General features: G+C 63.1%; 23 protein-coding genes. 12 read left to right on the top strand and 11 right to left on the bottom strand.

Annotated features, from left to right (window positions below; all coding sequences use genetic code 11):
* Positions 1-23 precede the first annotated feature (23 nt).
* The 3 genes from ACRWQA_RS14825 to ACRWQA_RS14815 form a co-directional block, all read right to left on the bottom strand.
* On the bottom strand, positions 24-659 hold the full coding sequence (locus ACRWQA_RS14825) for a hypothetical protein (protein WP_446326190.1): 636 nt from the start codon (positions 657-659) through the stop codon (positions 24-26).
* Between the two features lie 126 nt (positions 660-785).
* Positions 786-1,667 carry a DMT family transporter gene (locus tag ACRWQA_RS14820; RefSeq protein ID WP_263583159.1) on the bottom strand — a complete coding sequence of 294 codons (882 nt, stop codon included), beginning with the start codon at positions 1,665-1,667 and terminating at the stop codon, positions 786-788.
* A gap of 113 nt (positions 1,668-1,780) precedes the next feature.
* Positions 1,781-2,161 (bottom strand): Rieske (2Fe-2S) protein, encoded by a 381-nt coding sequence (locus ACRWQA_RS14815; protein WP_434229253.1) that lies wholly within the window; start codon positions 2,159-2,161, stop codon positions 1,781-1,783.
* Positions 2,162-2,290: 129 nt separating this feature from the next.
* Here ACRWQA_RS14815 and ACRWQA_RS14810 point away from each other — a divergent pair, with 129 nt between their 5' ends.
* The 5 genes from ACRWQA_RS14810 (at position 2,291) to ACRWQA_RS14790 (ending at position 8,157) form a co-directional block, all read left to right on the top strand.
* Complete coding sequence (locus ACRWQA_RS14810; protein WP_434229252.1) at positions 2,291-3,130, top strand: MOSC domain-containing protein; 840 nt, start codon at positions 2,291-2,293, stop codon at positions 3,128-3,130.
* Positions 3,131-3,497: 367 nt separating this feature from the next.
* Positions 3,498-3,851 carry a DUF488 domain-containing protein gene (locus ACRWQA_RS14805; RefSeq protein WP_434229251.1) on the top strand — a complete coding sequence of 118 codons (354 nt, stop codon included), beginning with the start codon at positions 3,498-3,500 and terminating at the stop codon, positions 3,849-3,851.
* A gap of 95 nt (positions 3,852-3,946) precedes the next feature.
* On the top strand, positions 3,947-5,449 hold the full coding sequence (trkI, locus tag ACRWQA_RS14800; RefSeq protein ID WP_434229250.1) for a Trk system potassium transporter TrkI: 1,503 nt from the start codon (positions 3,947-3,949) through the stop codon (positions 5,447-5,449).
* A gap of 13 nt (positions 5,450-5,462) precedes the next feature.
* Positions 5,463-7,454: an ATP-binding protein gene (locus tag ACRWQA_RS14795; RefSeq protein WP_434229249.1), complete on the top strand. Its 1,992-nt coding sequence runs from the start codon at positions 5,463-5,465 to the stop codon at positions 7,452-7,454.
* Positions 7,444-8,157 carry a response regulator gene (locus tag ACRWQA_RS14790; RefSeq protein WP_434229248.1) on the top strand — a complete coding sequence of 238 codons (714 nt, stop codon included), beginning with the start codon at positions 7,444-7,446 and terminating at the stop codon, positions 8,155-8,157. The genes ACRWQA_RS14795 and ACRWQA_RS14790 overlap by 11 nt, the downstream gene beginning before the upstream one ends.
* Positions 8,158-8,200: 43 nt before the next feature.
* On the opposite strand, the gene ACRWQA_RS14785 is transcribed toward ACRWQA_RS14790, so the two are convergent.
* From ACRWQA_RS14785 to ACRWQA_RS14750, 8 genes are all read right to left on the bottom strand, one after another.
* Entirely contained in the window at positions 8,201-8,644 is a 444-nt protein-coding gene (locus tag ACRWQA_RS14785; protein WP_263583166.1) for a DUF411 domain-containing protein, read from the bottom strand.
* A complete protein-coding gene (locus tag ACRWQA_RS14780) occupies positions 8,641-8,799 on the bottom strand; it encodes a hypothetical protein (protein ID WP_263583167.1) in 159 nt (52 codons plus the stop codon). The genes ACRWQA_RS14785 and ACRWQA_RS14780 overlap by 4 nt, the downstream gene beginning before the upstream one ends.
* Before the next feature lie 75 nt (positions 8,800-8,874).
* Entirely contained in the window at positions 8,875-9,195 is a 321-nt protein-coding gene (locus ACRWQA_RS14775) for a hypothetical protein (protein ID WP_434229247.1), read from the bottom strand.
* Positions 9,196-9,280: 85 nt separating this feature from the next.
* On the bottom strand, positions 9,281-9,547 hold the full coding sequence (locus ACRWQA_RS14770; RefSeq protein WP_434229246.1) for a hypothetical protein: 267 nt from the start codon (positions 9,545-9,547) through the stop codon (positions 9,281-9,283).
* Positions 9,544-11,826 (bottom strand): heavy metal translocating P-type ATPase, encoded by a 2,283-nt coding sequence (locus tag ACRWQA_RS14765; RefSeq protein WP_434229245.1) that lies wholly within the window; start codon positions 11,824-11,826, stop codon positions 9,544-9,546. Before ACRWQA_RS14765 ends, ACRWQA_RS14770 begins: the two co-directional genes overlap by 4 nt.
* A gap of 71 nt (positions 11,827-11,897) precedes the next feature.
* Positions 11,898-12,533 (bottom strand): Spy/CpxP family protein refolding chaperone, encoded by a 636-nt coding sequence (locus ACRWQA_RS14760; protein ID WP_434229244.1) that lies wholly within the window; start codon positions 12,531-12,533, stop codon positions 11,898-11,900.
* Between the two features lie 155 nt (positions 12,534-12,688).
* Positions 12,689-13,087 (bottom strand): hypothetical protein, encoded by a 399-nt coding sequence (locus ACRWQA_RS14755; protein WP_434229243.1) that lies wholly within the window; start codon positions 13,085-13,087, stop codon positions 12,689-12,691.
* A gap of 55 nt (positions 13,088-13,142) precedes the next feature.
* Positions 13,143-13,307 carry a hypothetical protein gene (locus ACRWQA_RS14750; protein WP_263583173.1) on the bottom strand — a complete coding sequence of 55 codons (165 nt, stop codon included), beginning with the start codon at positions 13,305-13,307 and terminating at the stop codon, positions 13,143-13,145.
* Between ACRWQA_RS14750 and ACRWQA_RS14745 the strand changes: the two genes are divergently transcribed.
* The 7 genes from ACRWQA_RS14745 (at position 13,302) to ACRWQA_RS14715 (ending at position 20,228) form a co-directional block, all read left to right on the top strand.
* The gene (locus tag ACRWQA_RS14745; protein WP_446326189.1) at positions 13,302-13,628 is read left to right on the top strand and encodes a hypothetical protein; all 327 of its coding nucleotides are present in this window, start codon (positions 13,302-13,304) and stop codon (positions 13,626-13,628) included. The genes ACRWQA_RS14750 and ACRWQA_RS14745 overlap by 6 nt on opposite strands.
* Positions 13,629-13,781: 153 nt before the next feature.
* Complete coding sequence (gene lgt / locus ACRWQA_RS14740) at positions 13,782-14,597, top strand: prolipoprotein diacylglyceryl transferase (protein WP_263583174.1); 816 nt, start codon at positions 13,782-13,784, stop codon at positions 14,595-14,597.
* Between the two features lie 122 nt (positions 14,598-14,719).
* Positions 14,720-15,808: a L,D-transpeptidase family protein gene (locus ACRWQA_RS14735; RefSeq protein WP_434229242.1), complete on the top strand. Its 1,089-nt coding sequence runs from the start codon at positions 14,720-14,722 to the stop codon at positions 15,806-15,808.
* Between the two features lie 78 nt (positions 15,809-15,886).
* The gene (locus tag ACRWQA_RS14730; RefSeq protein ID WP_263583176.1) at positions 15,887-16,366 is read left to right on the top strand and encodes a cupredoxin domain-containing protein; all 480 of its coding nucleotides are present in this window, start codon (positions 15,887-15,889) and stop codon (positions 16,364-16,366) included.
* 5 nt (positions 16,367-16,371) lie between these two features.
* Positions 16,372-17,037 carry a response regulator transcription factor gene (locus ACRWQA_RS14725; protein ID WP_263583177.1) on the top strand — a complete coding sequence of 222 codons (666 nt, stop codon included), beginning with the start codon at positions 16,372-16,374 and terminating at the stop codon, positions 17,035-17,037.
* Positions 17,024-18,346 carry an ATP-binding protein gene (locus ACRWQA_RS14720; protein ID WP_263583178.1) on the top strand — a complete coding sequence of 441 codons (1,323 nt, stop codon included), beginning with the start codon at positions 17,024-17,026 and terminating at the stop codon, positions 18,344-18,346. Before ACRWQA_RS14725 ends, ACRWQA_RS14720 begins: the two co-directional genes overlap by 14 nt.
* A 67-nt stretch (positions 18,347-18,413) precedes the next feature.
* Complete coding sequence (locus ACRWQA_RS14715; RefSeq protein ID WP_434229241.1) at positions 18,414-20,228, top strand: copper resistance system multicopper oxidase; 1,815 nt, start codon at positions 18,414-18,416, stop codon at positions 20,226-20,228.
* Positions 20,229-20,235 lie beyond the last annotated feature (7 nt).

Below are 20,235 nucleotides of genomic sequence, written 5' to 3'. Positions count from 1 at the left end.
ACGCCTTTTTCGGCTAAGCGCCGTCACCCTGCGAAGAGGGCACAACTCACCAGCGGATTGAAGGGCTCGAGGTGGGGGACGGCGTTGGTGCGAAACCAGACATGCTGGTCGTAGTGGGGCTCGAAACCGTGGGCTTCGTCACTGGCCGTGCTCGGGTCGTCGGCCATGTGGTCCCACGGCCGGCCGGCAAAGACTGGTGGCTCGCTGTTGCCGGCGGCTTCCCAGGCTTTCTGAAAAACCAGGTTTTCGACCCCGACCAACAGCATCGAACCATCTGCCTGGGGCTCGTAGAGCAGAATGGAGGGAGTATGAAAGTCGAGGTGGATGCCATTGCCGTCGACGCGCGGCTCGACGGTCGTGATGCCCAGCAGGTCGGGGCGCAAGTAATGGATACCCATATCGCCTAGCTCAGCTGGAAACCCCTCTGCTGCAGCGCTCACGCACTGTCCGGAAGGATCGGGTACGTAACCTTCCGCCAAGGCCACGTTTACGTCCTCGAAGCGCTGCGTGGCGGCGCGAATGGCCTCGATCATTGCTGTTACATCATTCACCTCGGCTGCATTATTCGCCGAATGTGCCATGGCGCTGGCGCTCATCGCCATGGAGGCGCCGAGCCACAGCCCCGCCCACGTCACTTTGGTGATCATTGATCGTTTCATTGTTTTTCTCCCCATGCGGTCAGCGGCCGCAGCGAAACCTGAGGGCGGCACGCATACGGAGAGTAACAAGGTAAAAAGGGCAAGCGAGGCTGATTCTGTCTAACGAGAAAGGAGGGGGAGCAGCGGCTATGCCACCTCGCGTCGCCGCCAGCGAATCATTCCAGTGGCGATGGCAGTTCCCGCCAGTGTGATGGCCATGCCGACCATGACCTGCAGGCTGAGCCGCTCGCCCAGCAGCAGGTAACCCCAGAGTAGGGCGCTGATGGGTACCAGGAAGGTGACCGTGGAGGTGGCGGTGGCGCCGGCGCTCGAAATCAGCCCGAAGTAGAGCAGGAAGGCGAGGGTGGTGCTGAAGGCGGCGAGCCCCAGGCCATTGGCCCAGGCCAGGCCGCTGATGGGGTCGGCAGGCCACAGCCACAAACCGGGAATCAGCAGGATCAGTGCCGACATGGCGGTGCTGCCGGCGGCAAGTACCCGCACCGGCAGATGCGACAGGTAGGTCTTGGAGTAGTTGGTCGCCACGCCGTAGCAGAAGGTGGCACCAACGGCGGCGAGAATGAACCAGCCGTCGCCGCCCAGGGCGAAGTCCAGCCGGTTGGCCGAGAGCACGTAGACACCGAAGAAGGCCAGCGCCAGGCCCAGGTACTGCTGGCGGCGTACCGGGGTGGTGAAGAACAGCGCGCCGAGCAAGGCGGTGAAGATGGGCGTGGTGGCGTTGATCAGCGAGGTGAAACCCGCCTCGAGGCGCACCGTGGCCAGCGCCAGCAGGCTGAAAGGCAGCACATGGTTGACCAGCCCCAGCAGCAGCAGGCCGCCCTTGTTCTCCCACACCAACTTGAGATAGCGCAGGCTGAACAGCAGGGGCAGCAACAGCAGGGAGCCGATGCCCATGCGCACCAGTATCAGCGGCACCGGGCCGAATTCCGGCACTGCCACGCGCATGAAGATGAACGACATGCCCCATAGCGTCGAGAGCAGGATCAGGCGTAGGGAATCGGCCGGTGACATGGGCGTCCTTGAGCAGCAATGGCAGAAAATGAGAGTAGTCTATGCTGCCAGCCTATGGAAAGGCCTCTATTCATCAATAATCATGATGTCAATCATCAAGTGAAAAAGGCCTTTCAATTCGCCGCACCGACGACGACCCAGCCCTCCTCGTCGACGCTCACCGGCACCGGGTCGAGGGCGCAGCCAAGGCCCAGGCCGCCGAGACCTTCCCCGGTTCGCGACGAGAAGGTTGCATCATGGTTACTGCAGCGAAGCTGTTCGCCATCACGACTGAGGATCCGCGGACCGCGCTGGTCGAGGGGAAGATACTGGTGAGGGCAGGCGTTGACGTAACCGAGCAGTGCATCGTCGAGGAGAATCAACAGCAGGGGGAAACTGCCTTTCTCTCCCGTCAAGGTCAGGCTGTAGGTATCGCCGGACGTGAGCTCCTCGAGCCTGACGAGGCGCGTTCCAAGCGCGGGTGCGCTACGATACTGCTGCCATGCCTGAGCCATGCCGAAAAGTCCTCCTGCTGAAAACGGGCTGCCATTGTCGCCAATGAGGGCTCGCCTGTCAGCGCTGGGTAGCGCTCGGGCTTTGCAGAACCAGTCTGGACAACGGGGCGCAATACAAAGGAGCAGAGCGTGAGAGTTACGGAACTCAATCTTTACCCGGTCAAGTCGCTGCGCGGAATTCCGCTCGAGCAGGCGACCTTGGGCGTGCGTGGCCTGGCCTACGACCGCAACTGGATGGTGGTCGACCAGGTGGGACGCTTCGTCACCCAGCGGCAGATGCCGGGCATGGCGCGGGTCACGGTTCGGCTCGAGGACGACTGGCTGGTGCTGGAACATCCCGAGGCGCAGCCATTGGCCATCGAGCTGGCGCGGCGCGACCAGCCGCGGCTGACCGCCTACGTATGGGACGATGCCTGTCAGGCGCTGGACGAAGGTGAGGAGGCAAGCCGCTGGCTCACCGCCGTGCTTGGTGACCTGCGTGGCAGCGCGCTGCGCCTGGTACGCTTCGACGACGCTCACCGTCGCCCCGTGGAGCCCCGCTATCTCCAGGGCGAAGAGGCCCATACTGCCTTCGCCGACGGCTACCCTTTCCTGATCGCCTCTAGTGCCTCTCTCGATGCCCTCAACCGTGAATTGCAACAAAAGGGTCTGGTGCCACTGCCCATGAACCGGTTCCGGCCCAATGTCGTCGTCGAAGGAGCTTCCGCCTTTGCCGAAGATGGTTGGAGCGAGGTGTTGGCGCAGGATGGCCATTACCGCTTCGGGCTACGCAAACCGTGCCAGCGCTGCAAGATCACTACCATCGACCAGGCCAGCGGCACCATCGAAGTCCCCGGCGAGCCGCTGCAGACCCTGATCCAGATGAAGACCCAGCCGCTGCGCCCAGGGGCGTACTTCGGCCAGAACGCTACGCTTCTCACTGGAGAAGGGGGAATAATCGCAGTAGGCGATACGCTTCATGCGGAATGAAGACGCTTGAGATCTCCTTCGTCAATGAGCCGAGGGCCGAGAAAGAGGAACAAAAAAGAAGCCCGCTGAGAAGCGGGCGTTAAGCAAGGGACTCACGACTGCTGTGCAAGAACCGGCGTGAGTAGATTCAAGATAGCGCTATTCCAGCATTGAGAATGTCATCCATTCTCCCTCTGTCTTGTACGAGATTGACTACAACGAACGTAAGCCGCAGCGTAGCGATCGCTTTGAACGGTCACTATCAACCAAGCCTGACGACCACGCACTCGCTGAAACTCCATCGCGGCTGGCTGTCACGACTTGCTGCGCTACGCTTCCAAGTATCGTTTTTCCACTCAGTATCGATGGCAACAGGGAGAGTGCCGTAATGCATATTGCACTCAAACGCGCTTACGACCCGCCTTCGTCCGGGGATGGCTATCGCGTTCTCGTCGATCGGCTCTGGCCCCGTGGTATATCCAAGGATGACGCCAGGATCGATGCCTGGCCCAAGGAGGTTGCCCCGAGCGATGAGCTGCGCAAGGAGTTTCACGCTGGCAAGCTCGGCTGGGGCGAGTTTCGCCGTCGCTACCTGGCGGAACTCAAGCCCCAGCGAGACGCACTACGCGAGCTGGCGGAGCGCGCTCGGAAGGGCAGCGTGACGCTGGTATTCAGCTCGAAGGACGAGCAACGCAACAACGCCGTGGTGCTCAGGCAGTATCTGGAAATGCTGCAGCGTTAGACGAAGCGTGCCGAGACCAGGTAATTTTTACGGCTTTTTTAGGCTGGGCTGTGCTTTCATGCCTGCACGTTGGGTAGCGGGCAAGGGCACCTCCTATGCGTATCGCCAGACAAGGCACGAATCAACTTGGCTTGCGCCTCAGGTATCACTGGCGCAACTGGGCCCCTGTTCTCAAGGTGGTATCCATCATGTGGACGGTGCTCGCGTTCTTCATGGCGATTCCCTGGATCGTTCTCGTCGTCGAACGGGATCCCGATGCCCGCGCCTTCGGGTTGTCGATGCTGCTGGTACTGGCAGCGGTGGGTCTGGTGTGGCTGTCCACGATGCGGACGCGAGTCGAACTCAAGCCTTGGCAAATGTTCGTTCTGACCACCTTGAGTTGGGTCAGCGTCAGTGGTTTTGCCAGCCTGCCGTTGGTGTTGGGCGCACCGCAGTTGACCTTCACCAATGCCGTGTTCGAATCGGTTTCGGCGATTACCACCACCGGCTCCACCGTCCTTGTCGGCATCGAAACCCTCTCCGACGGGCTGAAACTGTGGCGGGGCATCATGCAGTGGCTGGGGGGAATCGGCATCATCGTCATGGGCATCGCCATCCTGCCCTTTCTCAAGGTAGGGGGCATGCGCCTGTTCCATACCGAGTCGTCGGATTGGTCGGACAAGGTGATGCCACGCACGGGCGGTATCGCCAAGGCCACCCTGGGCATCTACTGCGGTTTCACCCTGGTCGCCATGCTGGCCTACTGGGCGGGTGGGATGGCACCGCTGGATGCCGTCGTGCATGCCATGACCTCCCTGGCCACTGGGGGCTTCGCCAACTCCGACGCTTCCTTTGGCGCCTATGCCGGCCAGCCGCACCTGCTGTGGATGGGATCCCTGTTCATGCTGCTGGGGGCGTTGCCATTCGTGCTCTACATACGTGTGCTGCGTGGTGCGCGAATGGCGCTGTGGCGCGATCAGCAGGTACAGGGTCTATTACTGCTGCTGGCAGTGGTCATCCTCATGCTCTCGCTATGGCGGGTCTGGCTCGGCACGCCGCCGTTCGAGGCGCTGACGCAGGTTGCCTTCAATGTCATCTCGGTGGTGACCACCACTGGCTACGCTTCGGACGATTACAGCACTTGGGGAGCGCTGGCCTACGTGGCGTTCTTCTATTTGACCTTCGTTGGCGGCTGTAGCGGCTCCACCAGTGGTGGCATGAAGATCTTTCGGTTTCAGGTGGCTACCATCCTGCTGCGCAACCAACTGCGCTTCCTGGTTCATTCTCATGGGGTCTTCGCCTCGCGCTACAACGGCCAGCCGCTCACCGACGACATTACGCGCGGCGTGGTGGCATTCTCGTTCTTCTTCTTTCTCACCGTCGCTGGACTGGCGCTGGGGCTGGCACTGATGGGGCTGGACATGACCACGGCGCTCTCGGGAGCCGCCACGGCAGTGGCCAACGTGGGTCCGGGACTGGGCGATATCATTGGTCCTGCCGGCAATTTCGTCACCCTGCCGGAGGCTGCCAAATGGCTGCTGTGCGCCGGCATGCTGCTCGGGCGGCTCGAGATCCTCACGGTGTTGGTGCTGCTGACACCGATGTTCTGGCGTAAATAGGCAGGGGATGTCGATGCATCAACGAGTGCTTCAGGATGAGACTCGGCCTGACTCGGTGGGCCCGCGGAGGCCGCAACTGCTGGTAGCCCTGGGTGGGCGTGGCGAGGAGGATGCCGCTCTGGTACGGGCGGCGCATCGTCAGGCGCAGCGCGAGGGCGTGCACTGGTGGGCCGTGCATGTGGACAACGGTCGGGCCGGGCCCAGGCAGCGCCTGGCGTTGGACCAGGTCCTGGCGCTGGTGAATCGGCTGGGCGGTGAGGTACGCGTCCTGCAAGGGGTAGGGCGTGCGCGGGAGCTGCATGAATATGCCATGGAGCAGGGTGTTGCCACGCTGATGGTGGGGCGCACGCGTCCTTCGGGCTGGCGCTTCTGGCGTCGACCGCTGGCGGAGCGGCTGCTGCGCTATGGTGGTGCCTATGATCTGGTGGTCGTTGCCGAGGCCCGCCAGCGGCGCCGATTCCGTCCCGTTCGACGGCGGAATCCGCTGGGCTGGCGCGAGGGCTGGGTCGTGGCGGGCAGCTTTCTCGTTGCCGTTGGCGTGGCCTGGGCGCTCGAGTTCTGGCTGGAACTGGCCAACCTGTCACTGATCTTTCTCGCAGCGGTGTTGGCCAGCGCTACCCTGGCCGGCACCCGGGCTGCAATGGTCACGGCCGCGCTGGGCTTTCTTGCTTTCAATTTCTTGTTCACCCGACCGCGTTTCTCCTTGGCGATGGTCGAGCGCGAACAGTTTCTGACCGTCATCTTCTTTCTGCTGGTGGCGGTGGTCGTGGGGCAGCTCGCTGGCAGCGGTCGACAGCGCCTGGTGGCGCTGCGCAGCAGTCGAGAGCAGAGCCACAGGCTGCTCACCTTTTCCCGCGCCCTCTCCGTTGCCACTGATCGGGAGCAGGTGCGCGACGCTGGCGTTTCCACCTTGGAGCGCTGGCTGGGTGTGCCGGTGGTATTCCTTGATGATGGTGGACAGGACGGCAGCCTGAGCGTGCGCAGTGCGATACCGGCGAATGCCCGGCTTGGTGCGGTTGAGGAGGCCGCCGCGGCATGGAGCTGGCAGCAGCGCAAGCCGAGCGGTGCCGGCACGGCCACCCAGGCCTCGCTGCGCTGGCGCTTCATTCCCCTGGTGGAGCAGGAGCGCATGCTGGGCATCGTGGGGCTGGAACTCGCCGTGAGAGAACGCCCGCTTGGCCCCGACCAGGAGACGTTGGTTACTACCCTGACCCGTCAGCTCGGCATGGCACTGGAGCGCACGCGGCTGGTGGCCGAACTTGGCGCCTCGCGGCTCTCGGAAGAGAACGAGCGCCTGCGCTCGGCGCTGCTGTCGTCGGTATCGCACGATTTGCGCACGCCGCTAGCCTCGATCATCGGTTCGGCCAGTTCGCTGAGAGAACTCGAACCGCAGCTCAGCCGTGCCGACCGGCGCGAGCTGCTCGACGGCATCCTGGCCGAGAGCGAGCGTCTCAACCGCTATATCCAGAACCTGCTCGACATGACCCGGCTCGGCCATGGTGGCCTCAAGATCGAGCGCGACTGGGTTTCGTTCGACGATCTTGTCACCGCCGCGTTGAAGAGGCTGGGCGCCACGCTTGATGCGGTGCGAGTCGAGCGCGAGGGGGCCAATGGGCTACCGCTGCTTTACGTGCACCCGGCATTGATCGAACAGGCACTGGTTAATGTCATCGACAATGCTGTGCGCTTTTCACCCGCAGACGGCCAGGTGGGGATTCGTGCCCGCCTCGACGAGGCTCGTGAATGGCTGGAGATCCGCATCACGGACGAAGGGCCCGGTATTCCCCCGGAACAGCGCGAGGCGGTGTTCGACATGTTCTTCACCGGCGGTGAGGGTGACCGTGGCCGCCATGGCAGCGGGCTGGGGCTGGCCATTTGTCGCGGCATGCTGGGCGCTCACGGTGGCAGCGTCGAGGCGTTGCCAGGTCCCGCTGGGCAGGGCACGACCATCGTCATGCGTCTGCCGCTGGCGGCACAGGAGGAGCACGCGAACGATGGCGACTGAATTCCACCACATCCTCGTCATCGATGATGAGCCGCAGATTCGACGTTTCCTGCGCATCAGCCTGGTGTCGCAGGACTTCGCCGTGAGCGAGGCGACTACGGGCAGGGAGGGGCTGGCCTTCGTCGCTTCCCAGGCCCCGGATCTGGTGCTGCTGGATTTGGGACTGCCGGACATGGACGGCCAGCACGTGCTCGACGAACTGCGCCGGATGAGCCAGGTGCCGGTAATCGTGGTATCGGTGCGCGAGCAGGAGGCGGAAAAGGTGCGCGCGCTGGACTCGGGTGCCAATGACTACGTCACCAAGCCGTTTGGCATTCAGGAGTTGCTGGCACGGATTCGTGCATTGCTGCGTCAGCAGGATTCGGCGGGAGCCAGCTCGAGTGCGCTACGCCTGCAGCGTGCGGGTCTCGAGATCGACCTCACGGCACGCAGCGTGACGCTGAGAGGCGATGCCGTACACCTTACGCCCAAGGAGTACGCCGTGCTCGATCAACTGGCGCGCCATGCCGGCCGGGTGGTGACCCAGACCCAACTGCTGCGGCAGGTGTGGGGCCCTTCCCATACCCACGATACCCACTACCTGCGCATCGTCATCAGCAAGCTGCGTCAGAAGCTGGGCGATGATCCCCACTCCCCCCAGCTGCTACAGACCGAGGCCGGCGTTGGCTACCGCTTGCTGGTCGATCCCGTCGAGCAATGCTGAGCCGAAGCGCCGGGCGCCGATCTCGTTCGGCGCCCGGCAGGCCTCACAACGTCATGAACGGCGATGGTTCCTGATCGGTGAACTGGTAGACGTTCCAGTCATCCCGCTTGGGTCCCGGCATGCCGGGCGTCCCGATGGGCATGCCGGCGAGGCCGATGCCACCAATCTTCGGCCGCTCCTGGAACAGTCGCTCCACCGCCTCGAAGGGCACATGGCCTTCAATGGCGTAATCGCCCATCAGGATGGTGTGGCATGAACCCAATCCGTAGGGCAATCCGGCCTCCTGCTTGATCTTGCCCATGTCCTCATCGTCGATGATGGTGACCGAGACTCCACGCTCCTCGAGCTGGCGCGCGTACTCGTCGCAACAGCCGCACTGCGGGTTCTTGTACAGGGTGGCTTCCTCGGGCAGGGCGGCGTGAACGGCAGAGGTGGCGCCCATCAGCAGGCTGGCGGAAAGCAGCAGGGAAGTGGTGCGACGTTTCATGAGTCGGCTCCATGGCGAGGCGTTGAAGACGAAGAGAAAAGCAGATACTTGAGCAAGGCGGCGATGCCGAGCCCCAGCAGAGAAAGGGCGGCCAGCGGCATCAGCCAGCCAAGCCAGCCCATGCTGCCCATCAGGGCGAAACAGTCGGTCATCATGACGAGACTCCTTGAGAACGATGGATACGGCAGACGCAGGCAAGTCCTGGTGGATGCCCGCAGACGTTCACGTTCTCAAGGTCTGGGAGGTCGCCGCGGAGGCGGCATCCTGTGGTCGGCCATGGCCAAAACCGGAGCGACGACCGGGAAGGGGGGCTCGACGGCGCTCAGTCTGCCGAGATGAGGCACCATGGTGCAGGCCGGGCAACGAGTATCGTCCGTGGTATCGGCATCGAACTGCTGCATGGACGAGGCCACACCACAATCGGCCTGGTGGGAATCCATGGCCGCGTGAGTCGACAGGCTGTTAAGCGCCAGCAGCAGGGCGAGCAGCAGCGTCAGGAAGCGAATGCCCTGATGGTGCCTGCTCTGGGTCGGCCTGGCGACAGCTCTCATGGAACGTCCTCGCAGTGTTGCTTTTTCATTGAAACCTATCTCGTCCACTCGCTTCAATGACCCAGCGCAAGGAGTGGTGTTGCCCTCAGTCCTTGCCCGGAGGATGGCCGTGACGATGCATCAGCAAATGCATGCCCAGGCACAGCATCATGGGCAGCAGCAGCCAGGCGCCTCCAGCCGTCTCGCCGCGCCACAGAAGTAACAGGAAGGCACTTCCCATCAGGATCAGGCAGAGGGGCATCATCCAGGCGTGCAGCCCCCTCGAACGGGACCCCTGCGGCTGGCCCTCCACGCCAGGGGGCTCTTGGCGGTGGCCACCCGGCGGCCGGGAGTGGGAGCGAATGCGGTTCATGACACGTCTCCTTTGGGTTGGGTTCGAGCGTAGCGTCGCTTGAGCAGCAGCGAATTACCGATCACCGACAGCGAGCTGGCGGTCATGGCGATGACACCGATCATGGGATGCAACAGGCCGGCGGCAGCCATGGGAATGGCGGCCACGTTGTAGCCGCTGGCCCAGAGCAGGTTCTGCACGATCTTGCCGAAAGTAGCGCGTGAGAGATGCATGGCATCTACCACGCCGGTGAGTTCGCCGCGCACCAGTGTCACGTCGGCGGCCTCGATGGCCACGTCGGCGCCGGCGCCGATGGCGATGCCTACGTTGGCCTGCTTGAGGGCCGCAGCGTCGTTGATACCGTCGCCCACCATGGCCACTTGGTTGCCGTACTTTTCCTGCAGCTTGCGAATGGCATCGACCTTGCCTTCCGGCAGTACGCCGGCCTGGACCTCGTCGATGCCGACCTCCTCCGCCACGGCGCGCGCGGCGCGCTCGTTGTCGCCGGTGATCATCACCACGTGCAGGCCGAGATCGTGCATGCCGCGAATGGCTTCGATCGATTCCTTCTTGAGGGTGTCGGCCACCGCCACGATGCCCATGGCCTGGCCGTTCGCGGCGACGATGACGGCGGTTCGACCCTTGCCTTCGAGGGCCCGCAGGGTCTCATCGAGTGCCTCCAGCCCCTTGACGCCTTCTTCCTTGAGCAGTACGCGATTGCCGATCAGCACGTGCCTTTCATCGACTTTGCCGGAAACGCCCCGGGCGCCGGTAGAGCGAAACTCGCTCACCTCGCCGGGTTTCACGCCGCGCTCCGAGGCACCATCGACGATGGCGCGGGCGATGGGGTGCTCCGAAGCGTTCTCGACGCTGGCGGCCAGCGTGAGCAGCTCGTTTTCATCGATGCCCTTGGTGGCGACCACCTCGGTCAACTCAGGCTCGCCACGGGTGATGGTGCCGGTCTTGTCGAGCACCATGACCTTGATGTCCTTGACGGTCTGGATCGCCTCGCCGGAGCGAATCAGGATGCCGCGCTCGGCGCCGATGCCGGAGCCGACCATCAGCGCGGTGGGGGTAGCCAGGCCCAAGGCGCAGGGACAGGCGATGACCAGCACGGCGATGGCGGCGATCAGGGCCAGGACCGGTGTGCTGGCGTCCGGGTTCACCCACGGCAGGAAGGCGGCCCCCCAGTCAAGAATTGGGCGCAGGGCATCGGGAATCAGTAGCCAGGCGGCCAGGCTGGCCAGCGAGATCAGCAGCACCGCCGGCACGAAGCGACCGGTCATGCGATCGGCGAACTCCTGGATCGGCACTCGTGAGCCCTGTGCCTGATCGATCAGGCGTACCACCTGAGAGAGAAAGGTGTCGCCACCGATCCGGGTGGCCTTGACGCGCAGCCGTCCCTCCTTGTTGATCGTTGCACCGATCACGCTGTCGCCAATCCCCTTGTAGACCGGTATCGACTCTCCGGTGGCGATGGATTCGTCGAGATGACTCTCGCCATCGATCACCTCGCCGTCGGTGGGGATCTTGTCGCCGGGACGCACGATCATGATGTCGCCCGGCTCGAGTTCCTTCACCGGAACCTCCACCTCCTCTCCGTTGCGCTCCACCCGAGCCGTCTTGGCGCCGAGGGTCAGTAGGCGGCGAATGGCCTGTGAGGCGCGGCCCTTGGCCAGTGCCTCGAGATAGCGGCCCAGCAGGTGGAAGGTCATGATGGTGGCGGCCATCTCGATGAACGAGGTCATCGGGTAGACGAAGCCGATCAGGCCGATCAGGTAGGGAGGCAGGCTGCCCATGGAGATCAGCACGTCCATGTTGAAGGTGCCGTTCTTCAGCGAGCGCCAGCTCGAGCGGTGGGTGGCCGCACCGCCGTGGAGGAAGACCACGGGAAAGGCGAGCAGGGCGACGATAGCCAGGTAGCCGGGAATCGGCTGCCAGAACATGTGCGGCATCATCAGGATCATGATCAACGTAGTGGGTACGCCAGCGATCCACAGCCGCTTGCGGGCCTGGCTCAGGTACCCCGCTTCGATGGCGGCCTCGGCTTCACCGTCCTCCTCGGCTTGGCCGCTCACCGCCGCGACATCGTAACCGGCCCCTTCGACGGCCCTTTTCAACGCGTCGCCGTCGGGGCCGTCCGACGCGATATCGACGCTTACCCGATGGCTGGCGATATTGGTCTGGATCTCTACTACGCCGCTCAGGCGCTGGAGGGTCGTGCGTACGATACCGGCGCAATGATCGCTGCCCATGCCGGGCACTGTCAGGGTGATCTTGGTCTTCGCAGTGGTGTTCATCGCGGGCCCTCCGTCGCGGATGGTAGGGCGGCCGCGAAGGCCGCCCGATGCGAGGGGTAAACGACCGCCGGTCAATGATGGGCGTCGTGGTCTTCCGGATCGACGGCCTTGGGGGTGGCTTGCTGCAATTGCTCGCGCTGCTCTTCGGTCATCAGGTCATGCATGGCGTTACGCATACGCACCATCTCGGCCATCATCTCGCCATGCAGCTCCGCCATCTGGCCATGCAGGGCCTGGATCTCCTCGGGATCGGGGCGCTCAACGTGCAGGGCGGCCATCAAGTCGTCGCGCAGGTTCATCAGTTGCCCCATGCGCTCGAATTGGGCGGGGCGATGCTCCTTCATCAGCTCGCGATATTCGCTGCGCTGCTCCTGGTCGAGCATGGGCAACATGTCCTTGCCGCCACCGCTCATCATGGGGCAGGGCATCATGCCGCCACCCATCATGCCGGGGCCCATGCCACCACCCATCATGCCGGGACCCATGCCACCGCCCATCATGCCGGGACCCATGCCGCCACCCATCATGCCGGGGCCCATGCCGCCGCCCATCATGCCTGGGCCCATGCCGCCGCCCATCATGCCGGGACCCATGCCACCATCTGCAGTGCCGGAGGGGGCATTCATGTTCCCCTGTGCCAGGACGTTGCCGGAAACTCCAGCCGCCAGAACGAATCCGAGGGCGTAAACGAGGTTGCTGACCTGCATGACCGACTCCTTCAGGGCACAAGAGCCCTTGCTGATACCTGCTTCGGGAAAGTGACTTCCATGCAGCATGCCTACTTTTCATAAATGCCTGCTAAGCGACACTCGTGAAAGAAGATGCAGAGGCTGCTTGATTAGCAATCAGGTATATAGCTGTGTCAGGGGCGCAGTCGTTGGGTAAGCAGGTAGATCGGAATAGTGGCAAAGGTTGGGGCTTCGCCGGGGGAACCGATGGTGTTCTCGACCCGGGGAGACGCTACCGCAAAGGTGGATAGAGACACCGCAACGTCGCTGACGTCCTGCCGCTCTGCACGCAGCATTGCCGCACTGACATGCTCCCAGCCGTGACCATGCTCGCAGTGGGGGGAAGGTACCAGTTGGCTTGCGGCAATAGTTTCGATAGCCGCGCTGCTCGGGGAAGATGAGGCAGGGTGCGCATGGGCCGAAAGGGCTAACACCAACATCAGCAGCAATGCCAGGGGAACGGCAAGCCAGCCTCCACGCCACCCTGAATGGGTGAACGATCGATGTGAGACCAAGGCTGCCTGCTGATGCATGGCATGTCGCTCCGGCGTGATGGGCAAGTTCAGGATAGCCGTTCCCGCTGGGCTGTCATTGATCTGCATCAATCAAAGCATTTCTCATGGCCGCTTGGCGCATGCAGATGGCTGTTTCCATGAATTTTTCATCGGGGTCCAAGGGCAGGCTTGCGGCTGCGTAGCGACCATGGAAGACTAGACGCCAATCCTGCGGCTGGCTGTCCGACAACACATGCATTCCCGTTCCGTCTCCTGGTTGATCTTCCTCCTGCTCGGTATCGCATTGTCGCTACCGCAGGCGGCTACGAGTGCCTGGAGCGCAAACGACGATTGTCGGATGGAAGGCTACTCGATGCTCGACCAAACCTCGCATCCCGACAGCGATGCTAGCCAGGCACATTCGGGAGAGAAAGTTGCCTGTACGGCTCCCTGCCCGGTCTGCAACAGCGCGCTGACACTCTATCCCGCCGGGCCACGCTCGCTCGAGCCCCGTTGGGCCACCGATGAAGCGCCCCTTCATGCTCCCCGCGACCGCCCGGAGCGCCCTCCTCGCGCGTGATCGAAAGCCCCTGGTTTTGCCCTCGCTTGCATAAGCGATGGCGCAGTCACGCTGCGAGGATCCCGGAGTATTACGGGTATCCTTGGCCGAATACGCAAAGGTGCGACCAGGTCGACATCCGACCTTGACGCACTAGGCGACGAGGATTCTTTTATGAACTATCCCGACATCGACCCCGTGGCCATTGCCATCGGGCCCCTGCAAGTTCATTGGTATGGCTTGATGTACGTGGTGGGTTTCGTCAGTGCCTGGTGGCTGGGGCGCCGTCGGGCATATCGCCTGGGCCTGAACCACGATGATATCGGTGACCTGCTGTTCTACGCCGCTCTCGGCGTGGTAGCCGGAGGGCGTCTGGGCTACGTGCTGTTCTACGGCATGGAGCGCTTCCTGGCCAATCCGCTGTGGCTGTTCAGTATTTGGGAAGGGGGCATGAGCTTCCACGGCGGCCTGGTGGGGGTATTGCTGGCAGCATTATGGTTTGCCCGCAGGAAGAAACTCACCTTTTTCCAGTTGACGGACTTCATCGCCCCTATGGTGCCGATCGGCCTGGGGGCCGGGCGTATCGGCAACTTCATCAACCATGAACTGCCGGGGCGCGTCAGTGACCTGCCCTGGGCCATGCCGTTTTCCCATATGGGGCCGGAGCCGCGCCATCCCTCGGCACTCTACGAATTCGCTCTCGAGGGGGTGGTGCTGTTCATAGTGCTGTGGTGGGTTTCGAGCCGACCGCGGCGGCGCGGCCTGGTCTCGGGACTGTTCCTTATGCTCTACGGCATCTTCCGCTTTGCGGTGGAGTTCGTGCGGCTGCCCGATGAGCACATCGGCTTCGTCGCCTTCGGCTGGGTGACCATGGGGATGCTGCTGACGCTACCGATGATTGCCGCCGGTGTGGCGCTCATCCTGTGGTCGAGGCGTCAAGAGCGCGATGAGCCTGCGGCAACGGTTCCTGCACAAGGAATGGCGGGCTGATGACTGGCCGGGCCAGAAGTGGAATCAGAGCTCATCGGCTGTTGAATCGAATCAGGATCACTAGTATGAAGCTCATTTTTAAGGCTCCGCCGCCAGTGGCGGACAGGCAAGAGGCAAACGCAATGAGACACTACGGCACTGTTCGAGTGAACGGCCGAACGTCGCGCCGCCTGGCATGGCTGTCGCTGTTCGTATGCATACTGGCCATCACATTGCTGACCGGTACGGCTTGGTCCCGGGAAGAGGTGTCCGCCGCCGACGAGGCAGAGGCCGCCGATGAATGGCCGAAGGGACACTACCCGCTGCCCGAGCAGGGCGACGTGATCGGTGAGGACTACATCGTCGAGGCACGCAGTGAAGAGACCCTGCTCGATATCGCCCGCGAGCACAATGTGGGGTACCAGGAGATCCGTCGGGCCAACCCCGATGTCAGCGTCTGGCTGCCGGGCGAGGGCACCGAGGTCGTCATTCCCGGTCGCTTCATCCTGCCGCCGGTCGAGCGGGAGGGGATCGTGATCAATGTCGCCGAGCTGCGGCTCTACTATTATCCCCCGGCTGGAGAAGGCGAGAGCCCGCGGGTGGAGACCTACCCGATCGGTATTGGGCGAGAGGGCTTCGATACGCCACTGGGCAAGACCAAGACCACCATGAATCTCAAGGATCCGGCCTGGTATCCACCGCGCTCGGTGCGCGAAGAGGCCGCAGCGCGTGGCGAGGAGGCGCCCGCCGTGGTGCCGCCGGGGCCGGACAACCCCCTAGGCAGCCATGCCATCCTGCTCGACATTCCCGGCTACCTGATCCACGGCACCAACAAGCCGGACGGCATCGGCATGCGTGCCAGTCGCGGCTGCATCCGCATGTTCCCCGAGGATGTCGCATCGATCTTCGAACGCGTGCCCGTCGGCACTCAGGTTCACCTCATCAACCAGCCGATCAAGGCCGGTTGGGACGGCGACATGCCCTACGTTCAGGTCTACGAGGCGCTCGAGGAGCAGGAAGCCGGCATGGCCGCACTGATGGAGACCCTGGCACTGCTCGAGCGCAATGCCGATGAGCCCTCCACGCCGCTCAACTACGAGTTGTTGCGCGAGCTGCTCGAGAACCCCAGCGGTGAGGTCATTGCGCTGACGCCTGCCCCGGAGCCCGAGCCTGAAACCGAGGAGGAACACAGCGAGAAAGAGAGCCTGCTCTGGGAGGAGCTGGCGGTCTAGCCACGGCTTGGGGGTTCAGCTTGCATTCAGGCTGAGGCCCTATTCTCGTGCTTCCCTCAGGCGAATCGAGACACAACCATGCACAAGTCGATTTTGGCAGCTTTGTTCACCCTCTGGTCTGCTGGCTCACTGGCTGCCCCCGGACACCAGGCTGGCACGCAACAGCCTGACGAGGCAGAGGTAGATCGCGTCATACAGATCGAAGCAAGCGAGATGATGTTCGATCCTGAGACATTGGCCATTGCACCCGGGGAGACGGTAAAGTTCGAAATACACAACAGCGGTGCGCTGGAACACGAGTTCGTCATCGGTGACCGTGCGGCGCAGGAAGAGCATCGCCGCATGATGCAGGAAATGGGCGGTCATGGCGGCCATGGCGACCATGACATGGCCGAGGGCGAGCATGGCGGTGACATGCCCGCCGTGACAATCGCTCCCGGTGCGACCGCCACGCTCGTTTGGACGGCTCCCGACGGAATCAGCCAGCTGGAATATGCCTGCAACATTCCCGGACACTACGAATCCGGCATGGTGGGGGAAATCGACCTCCAAGGGTGAACACGATGAAGCTGTTACTTCTCGAGGACGACGACCTGCTGGCAGAGAGCCTGTCGGAAACTCTGGAAGACAACGGCTATCGTGTCGACTCGGCTGCGACGGTTCACGCAGCCGAGTCCCTGATGGCGACCGAGGAGTATGCCTTGGCGATTCTTGACCTGGGGCTGCCGGACGGTTCCGGGCTCGACCTGATCGCGCGCTGGCGTGGCCAGGAACGTCGCCTGCCCATACTGGCTCTCACCGCGCGGGATACCTGGGAAGACAAGGTCGCTGGCCTGCGCCGAGGGGCCGACGATTATCTGACCAAGCCGTTCCACGAAGCGGAACTGCTGGCACGGTTGCATGCGCTCTTGAGACGGCAGACAGGCCATTTGAGTACGATACTCAGCGTCAACGGCATACAGCTCGACGAGGAGAGACGACAGGTCAGCACGGAGGGGAGTGGTTGGCAGCCGTTGACAGCGACGGAATTTCGGCTGCTGCGGTACCTGATGCACCATCCCGACCGCGTCCTGTCCAAGGCGCAACTGCTCGACCAGCTCTATTCACTGGAGCAGGACGCTCCCGCCCCGAACCTGGTGGAGGTCTATATTGCCAAGTTGCGGCGCCGGCTGGGCAAGGACGCCATTCAGACGCGACGCGGCCAGGGCTATCTTCTTGCGTCGCGTTGAGCGTCGCAGCCTACGCTTTCGCCTGCTGGCCTGGCTCGGGGGGGTGGCACTCGTCGTCGTGGGCCTGACCTGGCTGATGCACGGCATCCTGTTGCACGATCTGGCGCGAAGCTTCCTCGGTGAGCGGTTGCGCCAGGAGGCGGAGCATACGCTACTTCAGTTTCGCCAGGGGCATCTCTCGACCCGGCTATGGCTTGCGGAGAGCCCTGCCCTGCAGGTCTTTCACCATCTCTACGTGCTGGAGCTGGATGGGGAAATCACCACGTCGCATCCGCGCTGGCTCGAAACGCTGATGCCCCATCTGGAAGGTGAAGACGAAGCGCTGGACATCGTCTCCTCTGGCGAGCGTCATCTGCTGGTGTATCGCAGGCGCTTCGAAATCGACGGTCGCTCTGGCGTGCTGCTGATCGGCGAGGACTTCGGCCAGGTGGAGGATGGGCTGGATGCGCTCCACTGGTGGGTCGGCGGTATTGCCGGCCTGCTACTGGTCCTGCTCATCGGCCTCAACATGATGGCGGTCAATCGTGCGCTGCGCCCGCTCTCCCGGCTGCGAAGGCAACTCGACGAACTGCGCTCGGGCACGCGCGAACGGCTGCACCTCGATACGCCTTCCGAGCTCGATGCCCTGGTGGCGCAACTCAATCGCCTCATGGATGAACACGCTCGACGACTCCAACGCTCCCGTGAATCCCTGGCCAATCTCTCCCATGCGCTCAAGACACCGCTGACCGCAGTCATACAGGTATTGCGTGGTTCACGCCCCATCGACCCGGAGCGTAGGGAGAAGATGCGTCTGAGGCTGGAGGACATGCATGCCCAGTTGGACACCGAGTTGAAGCGCTCGCGTATCGCCGGCCCCAATGCAGGACAGCATGCGAACATTCGGCATGAAGCCGAGCAACTCGTCGAGATGTTCTCCAACCTCTATCCCGATCGGCATTTCCGGCTCGATATCGACGCCTCGGTACCCGTCAGTGTCAGCGTCGAGCGGCAGGATTTCTCCGAGGTGCTGGGTATCCTGCTGGATAACGCCGCCAAGTGGGCTACCCACGAGGTCCGTTGCCGAGTGCGGCAAGACACCTCCCTGGCGATCCTGGTGGAGGACGACGGTTCCGGTGTCGCGCCGGATGATATGGGTCGCTTGGGGCGGCGTGGCACTCGGCTCGACGAAGGCAAGCCCGGCCATGGGTTGGGCCTTGCCATCCTGCGTCAGATCGTCGAGCGCTATGCCGGCCAGGTGCGTTTCGAGCCTTCTCCCGAGGGTGGGCTACGGGTCGAGGTCGAGCTTCCACTGAATGAAGCGGGCTGACCGTTCAGCCTGCTTTCAGCTATTCACCGCATCATGGCGCCTGGAGTTCCCCTGACAGGAGCCATGCATGGCGACCAAGAACATCACCGATCTCTCCCTTTCCCGACGACAACTTCTCAAGGGCGGAGCCGCCTTCGGCTTTGGAGCGGCGGCCCTGGGACTGGCACCGGCTTGGGCCGACCCTTGGGGACAAAGCAATACTTACCCGCAGGGGATAGTGGAGGGCAGCGACATCGCCCTGGCCATTCGCCGAGAAACGTTGGCGATCAATGGACGCGATACGCGCCCTATCACCATCAATGGAACGAGCCCTGGGCCACTGATTCGACTACGGGAAGGACAGGACGCCACCTTGCGCGTCACCAACCTGATGGACGAGCCGACCTCCATTCACTGGCACGGCTTGATTCTGCCGCCTGCAGTCGATGGTGCGCCGGGTATCAGCTTCGCCGGCATCGGTCCTGGGGAAACCTTCACCTATCGCTTCCCCGTGGTGCAGAACGGTACCTACTGGTATCACAGTCATTCCGGCTTGCAGGAGCAACTGGGTCATGCCGGGCCGATTGTCATCGATGCCGCCGAGCGTGAACCGTTCCGCTTCGATCGCGAGCATGTGGTGATGCTGACCGACTGGACCTACGAGGAACCGGCCACGGTTTTTCGCAACCTGAAGACTGCCGAGGGCTACTACAACTTCCAGGAACGCACCATTACGGACTTTCTGGCCGACATGCGCGAGAACGGCTTCCGGGAAACGGCCCGCTCGCGTGCGATGTGGGCACAGATGCGCATGAGTTCGCGCGATATCGCCGACGTCACCGGCAGCACCTACTCCTACCTGGTGAACGGCCAGGCACCGGAGCAGAACTGGACGGCGCTGTTCAAGCCAGGCGAGCGGCTGCGCCTGAGATTCATCAATGGCTCGGCCATGACCTATTTCGACGTGCGCATCCCGGGCTTGAAGATGACGGTTGTCGCGGCCGATGGCCAACCCGTGCAGCCCGTGCCGGTCGATGAATTCCGTATCGCCGTCGCCGAGACCTACGATGTCATCGTCACTCCCGAGGCCGATACGGCGTATACGGTATTCGCCGAATCCATGGACCGCAGCGGCTTTGCCCGCGCGACCCTGGCGCCGCGCCTGGGCATGGAGGCCGAGATGCCCGAACGGCGCAGGATCGCCGACCGGGGCATGGAGGCGATGGGTGCGCATGGCGGCATGGACCACTCCGACATGGCGGGCATGGACCACTCCGACATGGCGGGCATGGATCACTCCGACATGGCGGACATGGACCACTCCGACATGGCGGGCATGGACCACTCCAACATGGCGGGCATGGATCACTCCGACATGCAGGACGACACGCCGCCTGGTGCTTCGGAAGGCGACCTGTTGCCAGCGGGAACCGCCCAGCCCGGCTCGCAATATGACCAGGCGGGAATCGGTATCGATCCTGATGAGCGTCGCATCCTGGTCTATCGCGACCTCAAGGCGTTTCGCCCCTGGCCTGACCGGCGCGAACCGGAACGGGAGATGGAGATACACCTGACCGGCAACATGGAGCGCTACATGTGGTCGTTCGATGGCAAGAAGTTCAGCGAGGTCAACGGCCCCATCCATTTCCGCAAGGACGAGCGGCTGCGCCTGATTCTGGTCAACGACACCATGATGGAGCACCCCATCCATCTGCACGGCATGTGGATGGAACTGGAGAACGGGGCGGGGGAGCTCATTCCACGCAAGCACACCATCAACGTCAAGCCGGGTGAGCGGGTATCCGCCCTTATCACGGCCGATGCCGAGGGTAGCTGGGCATTCCACTGCCATCTTCTCTACCACATGGATGCCGGCATGTTCCGGGTCGTCAAGGTCTCGTAAGGAGCTC

The sequence above is a fragment of the Billgrantia sp. C5P2 genome (genome assembly GCF_051062895.2).
The sequence above is the reverse complement of the archived record's forward strand: the minus strand, read 5'-3'. Positions and strand labels throughout refer to the sequence as shown.

Bases quoted from the DNA above. Each gene is read 5' to 3' on its own strand.
- ACRWQA_RS14815 (WP_434229253.1), bottom strand. From the start codon at position 2,161: ATGGCTCAGGCATGGCAGCAGTATCGTAGCGCACCCGCGCTTGGAACG.
- ACRWQA_RS14820 (WP_263583159.1), bottom strand. From the start codon at position 1,667: ATGTCACCGGCCGATTCCCTACGCCTGATCCTGCTCTCGACGCTATGG.
- ACRWQA_RS14715 (WP_434229241.1), top strand. From the start codon at position 18,414: ATGGCGACCAAGAACATCACCGATCTCTCCCTTTCCCGACGACAACTT.
- ACRWQA_RS14770 (WP_434229246.1), bottom strand. From the start codon at position 9,547: ATGAACCGCATTCGCTCCCACTCCCGGCCGCCGGGTGGCCACCGCCAA.
- ACRWQA_RS14765 (WP_434229245.1), bottom strand. From the start codon at position 11,826: ATGAACACCACTGCGAAGACCAAGATCACCCTGACAGTGCCCGGCATG.
- trkI (WP_434229250.1), top strand. From the start codon at position 3,947: ATGCGTATCGCCAGACAAGGCACGAATCAACTTGGCTTGCGCCTCAGG.
- ACRWQA_RS14795 (WP_434229249.1), top strand. From the start codon at position 5,463: ATGCATCAACGAGTGCTTCAGGATGAGACTCGGCCTGACTCGGTGGGC.
- ACRWQA_RS14750 (WP_263583173.1), bottom strand. From the start codon at position 13,307: ATGCATGTGTTGTCGGACAGCCAGCCGCAGGATTGGCGTCTAGTCTTC.
- ACRWQA_RS14760 (WP_434229244.1), bottom strand. From the start codon at position 12,533: ATGCAGGTCAGCAACCTCGTTTACGCCCTCGGATTCGTTCTGGCGGCT.
- ACRWQA_RS14745 (WP_446326189.1), top strand. From the start codon at position 13,302: ATGCATTCCCGTTCCGTCTCCTGGTTGATCTTCCTCCTGCTCGGTATC.
- ACRWQA_RS14755 (WP_434229243.1), bottom strand. From the start codon at position 13,087: ATGCATCAGCAGGCAGCCTTGGTCTCACATCGATCGTTCACCCATTCA.
- ACRWQA_RS14785 (WP_263583166.1), bottom strand. From the start codon at position 8,644: ATGAAACGTCGCACCACTTCCCTGCTGCTTTCCGCCAGCCTGCTGATG.
- ACRWQA_RS14825 (WP_446326190.1), bottom strand. From the start codon at position 659: ATGAAACGATCAATGATCACCAAAGTGACGTGGGCGGGGCTGTGGCTC.
- ACRWQA_RS14780 (WP_263583167.1), bottom strand. From the start codon at position 8,799: ATGATGACCGACTGTTTCGCCCTGATGGGCAGCATGGGCTGGCTTGGC.
- ACRWQA_RS14775 (WP_434229247.1), bottom strand. From the start codon at position 9,195: ATGAGAGCTGTCGCCAGGCCGACCCAGAGCAGGCACCATCAGGGCATT.
- ACRWQA_RS14805 (WP_434229251.1), top strand. From the start codon at position 3,498: ATGCATATTGCACTCAAACGCGCTTACGACCCGCCTTCGTCCGGGGAT.
- lgt (WP_263583174.1), top strand. From the start codon at position 13,782: ATGAACTATCCCGACATCGACCCCGTGGCCATTGCCATCGGGCCCCTG.
- ACRWQA_RS14790 (WP_434229248.1), top strand. From the start codon at position 7,444: ATGGCGACTGAATTCCACCACATCCTCGTCATCGATGATGAGCCGCAG.
- ACRWQA_RS14725 (WP_263583177.1), top strand. From the start codon at position 16,372: ATGAAGCTGTTACTTCTCGAGGACGACGACCTGCTGGCAGAGAGCCTG.
- ACRWQA_RS14735 (WP_434229242.1), top strand. From the start codon at position 14,720: ATGAGACACTACGGCACTGTTCGAGTGAACGGCCGAACGTCGCGCCGC.
- ACRWQA_RS14730 (WP_263583176.1), top strand. From the start codon at position 15,887: ATGCACAAGTCGATTTTGGCAGCTTTGTTCACCCTCTGGTCTGCTGGC.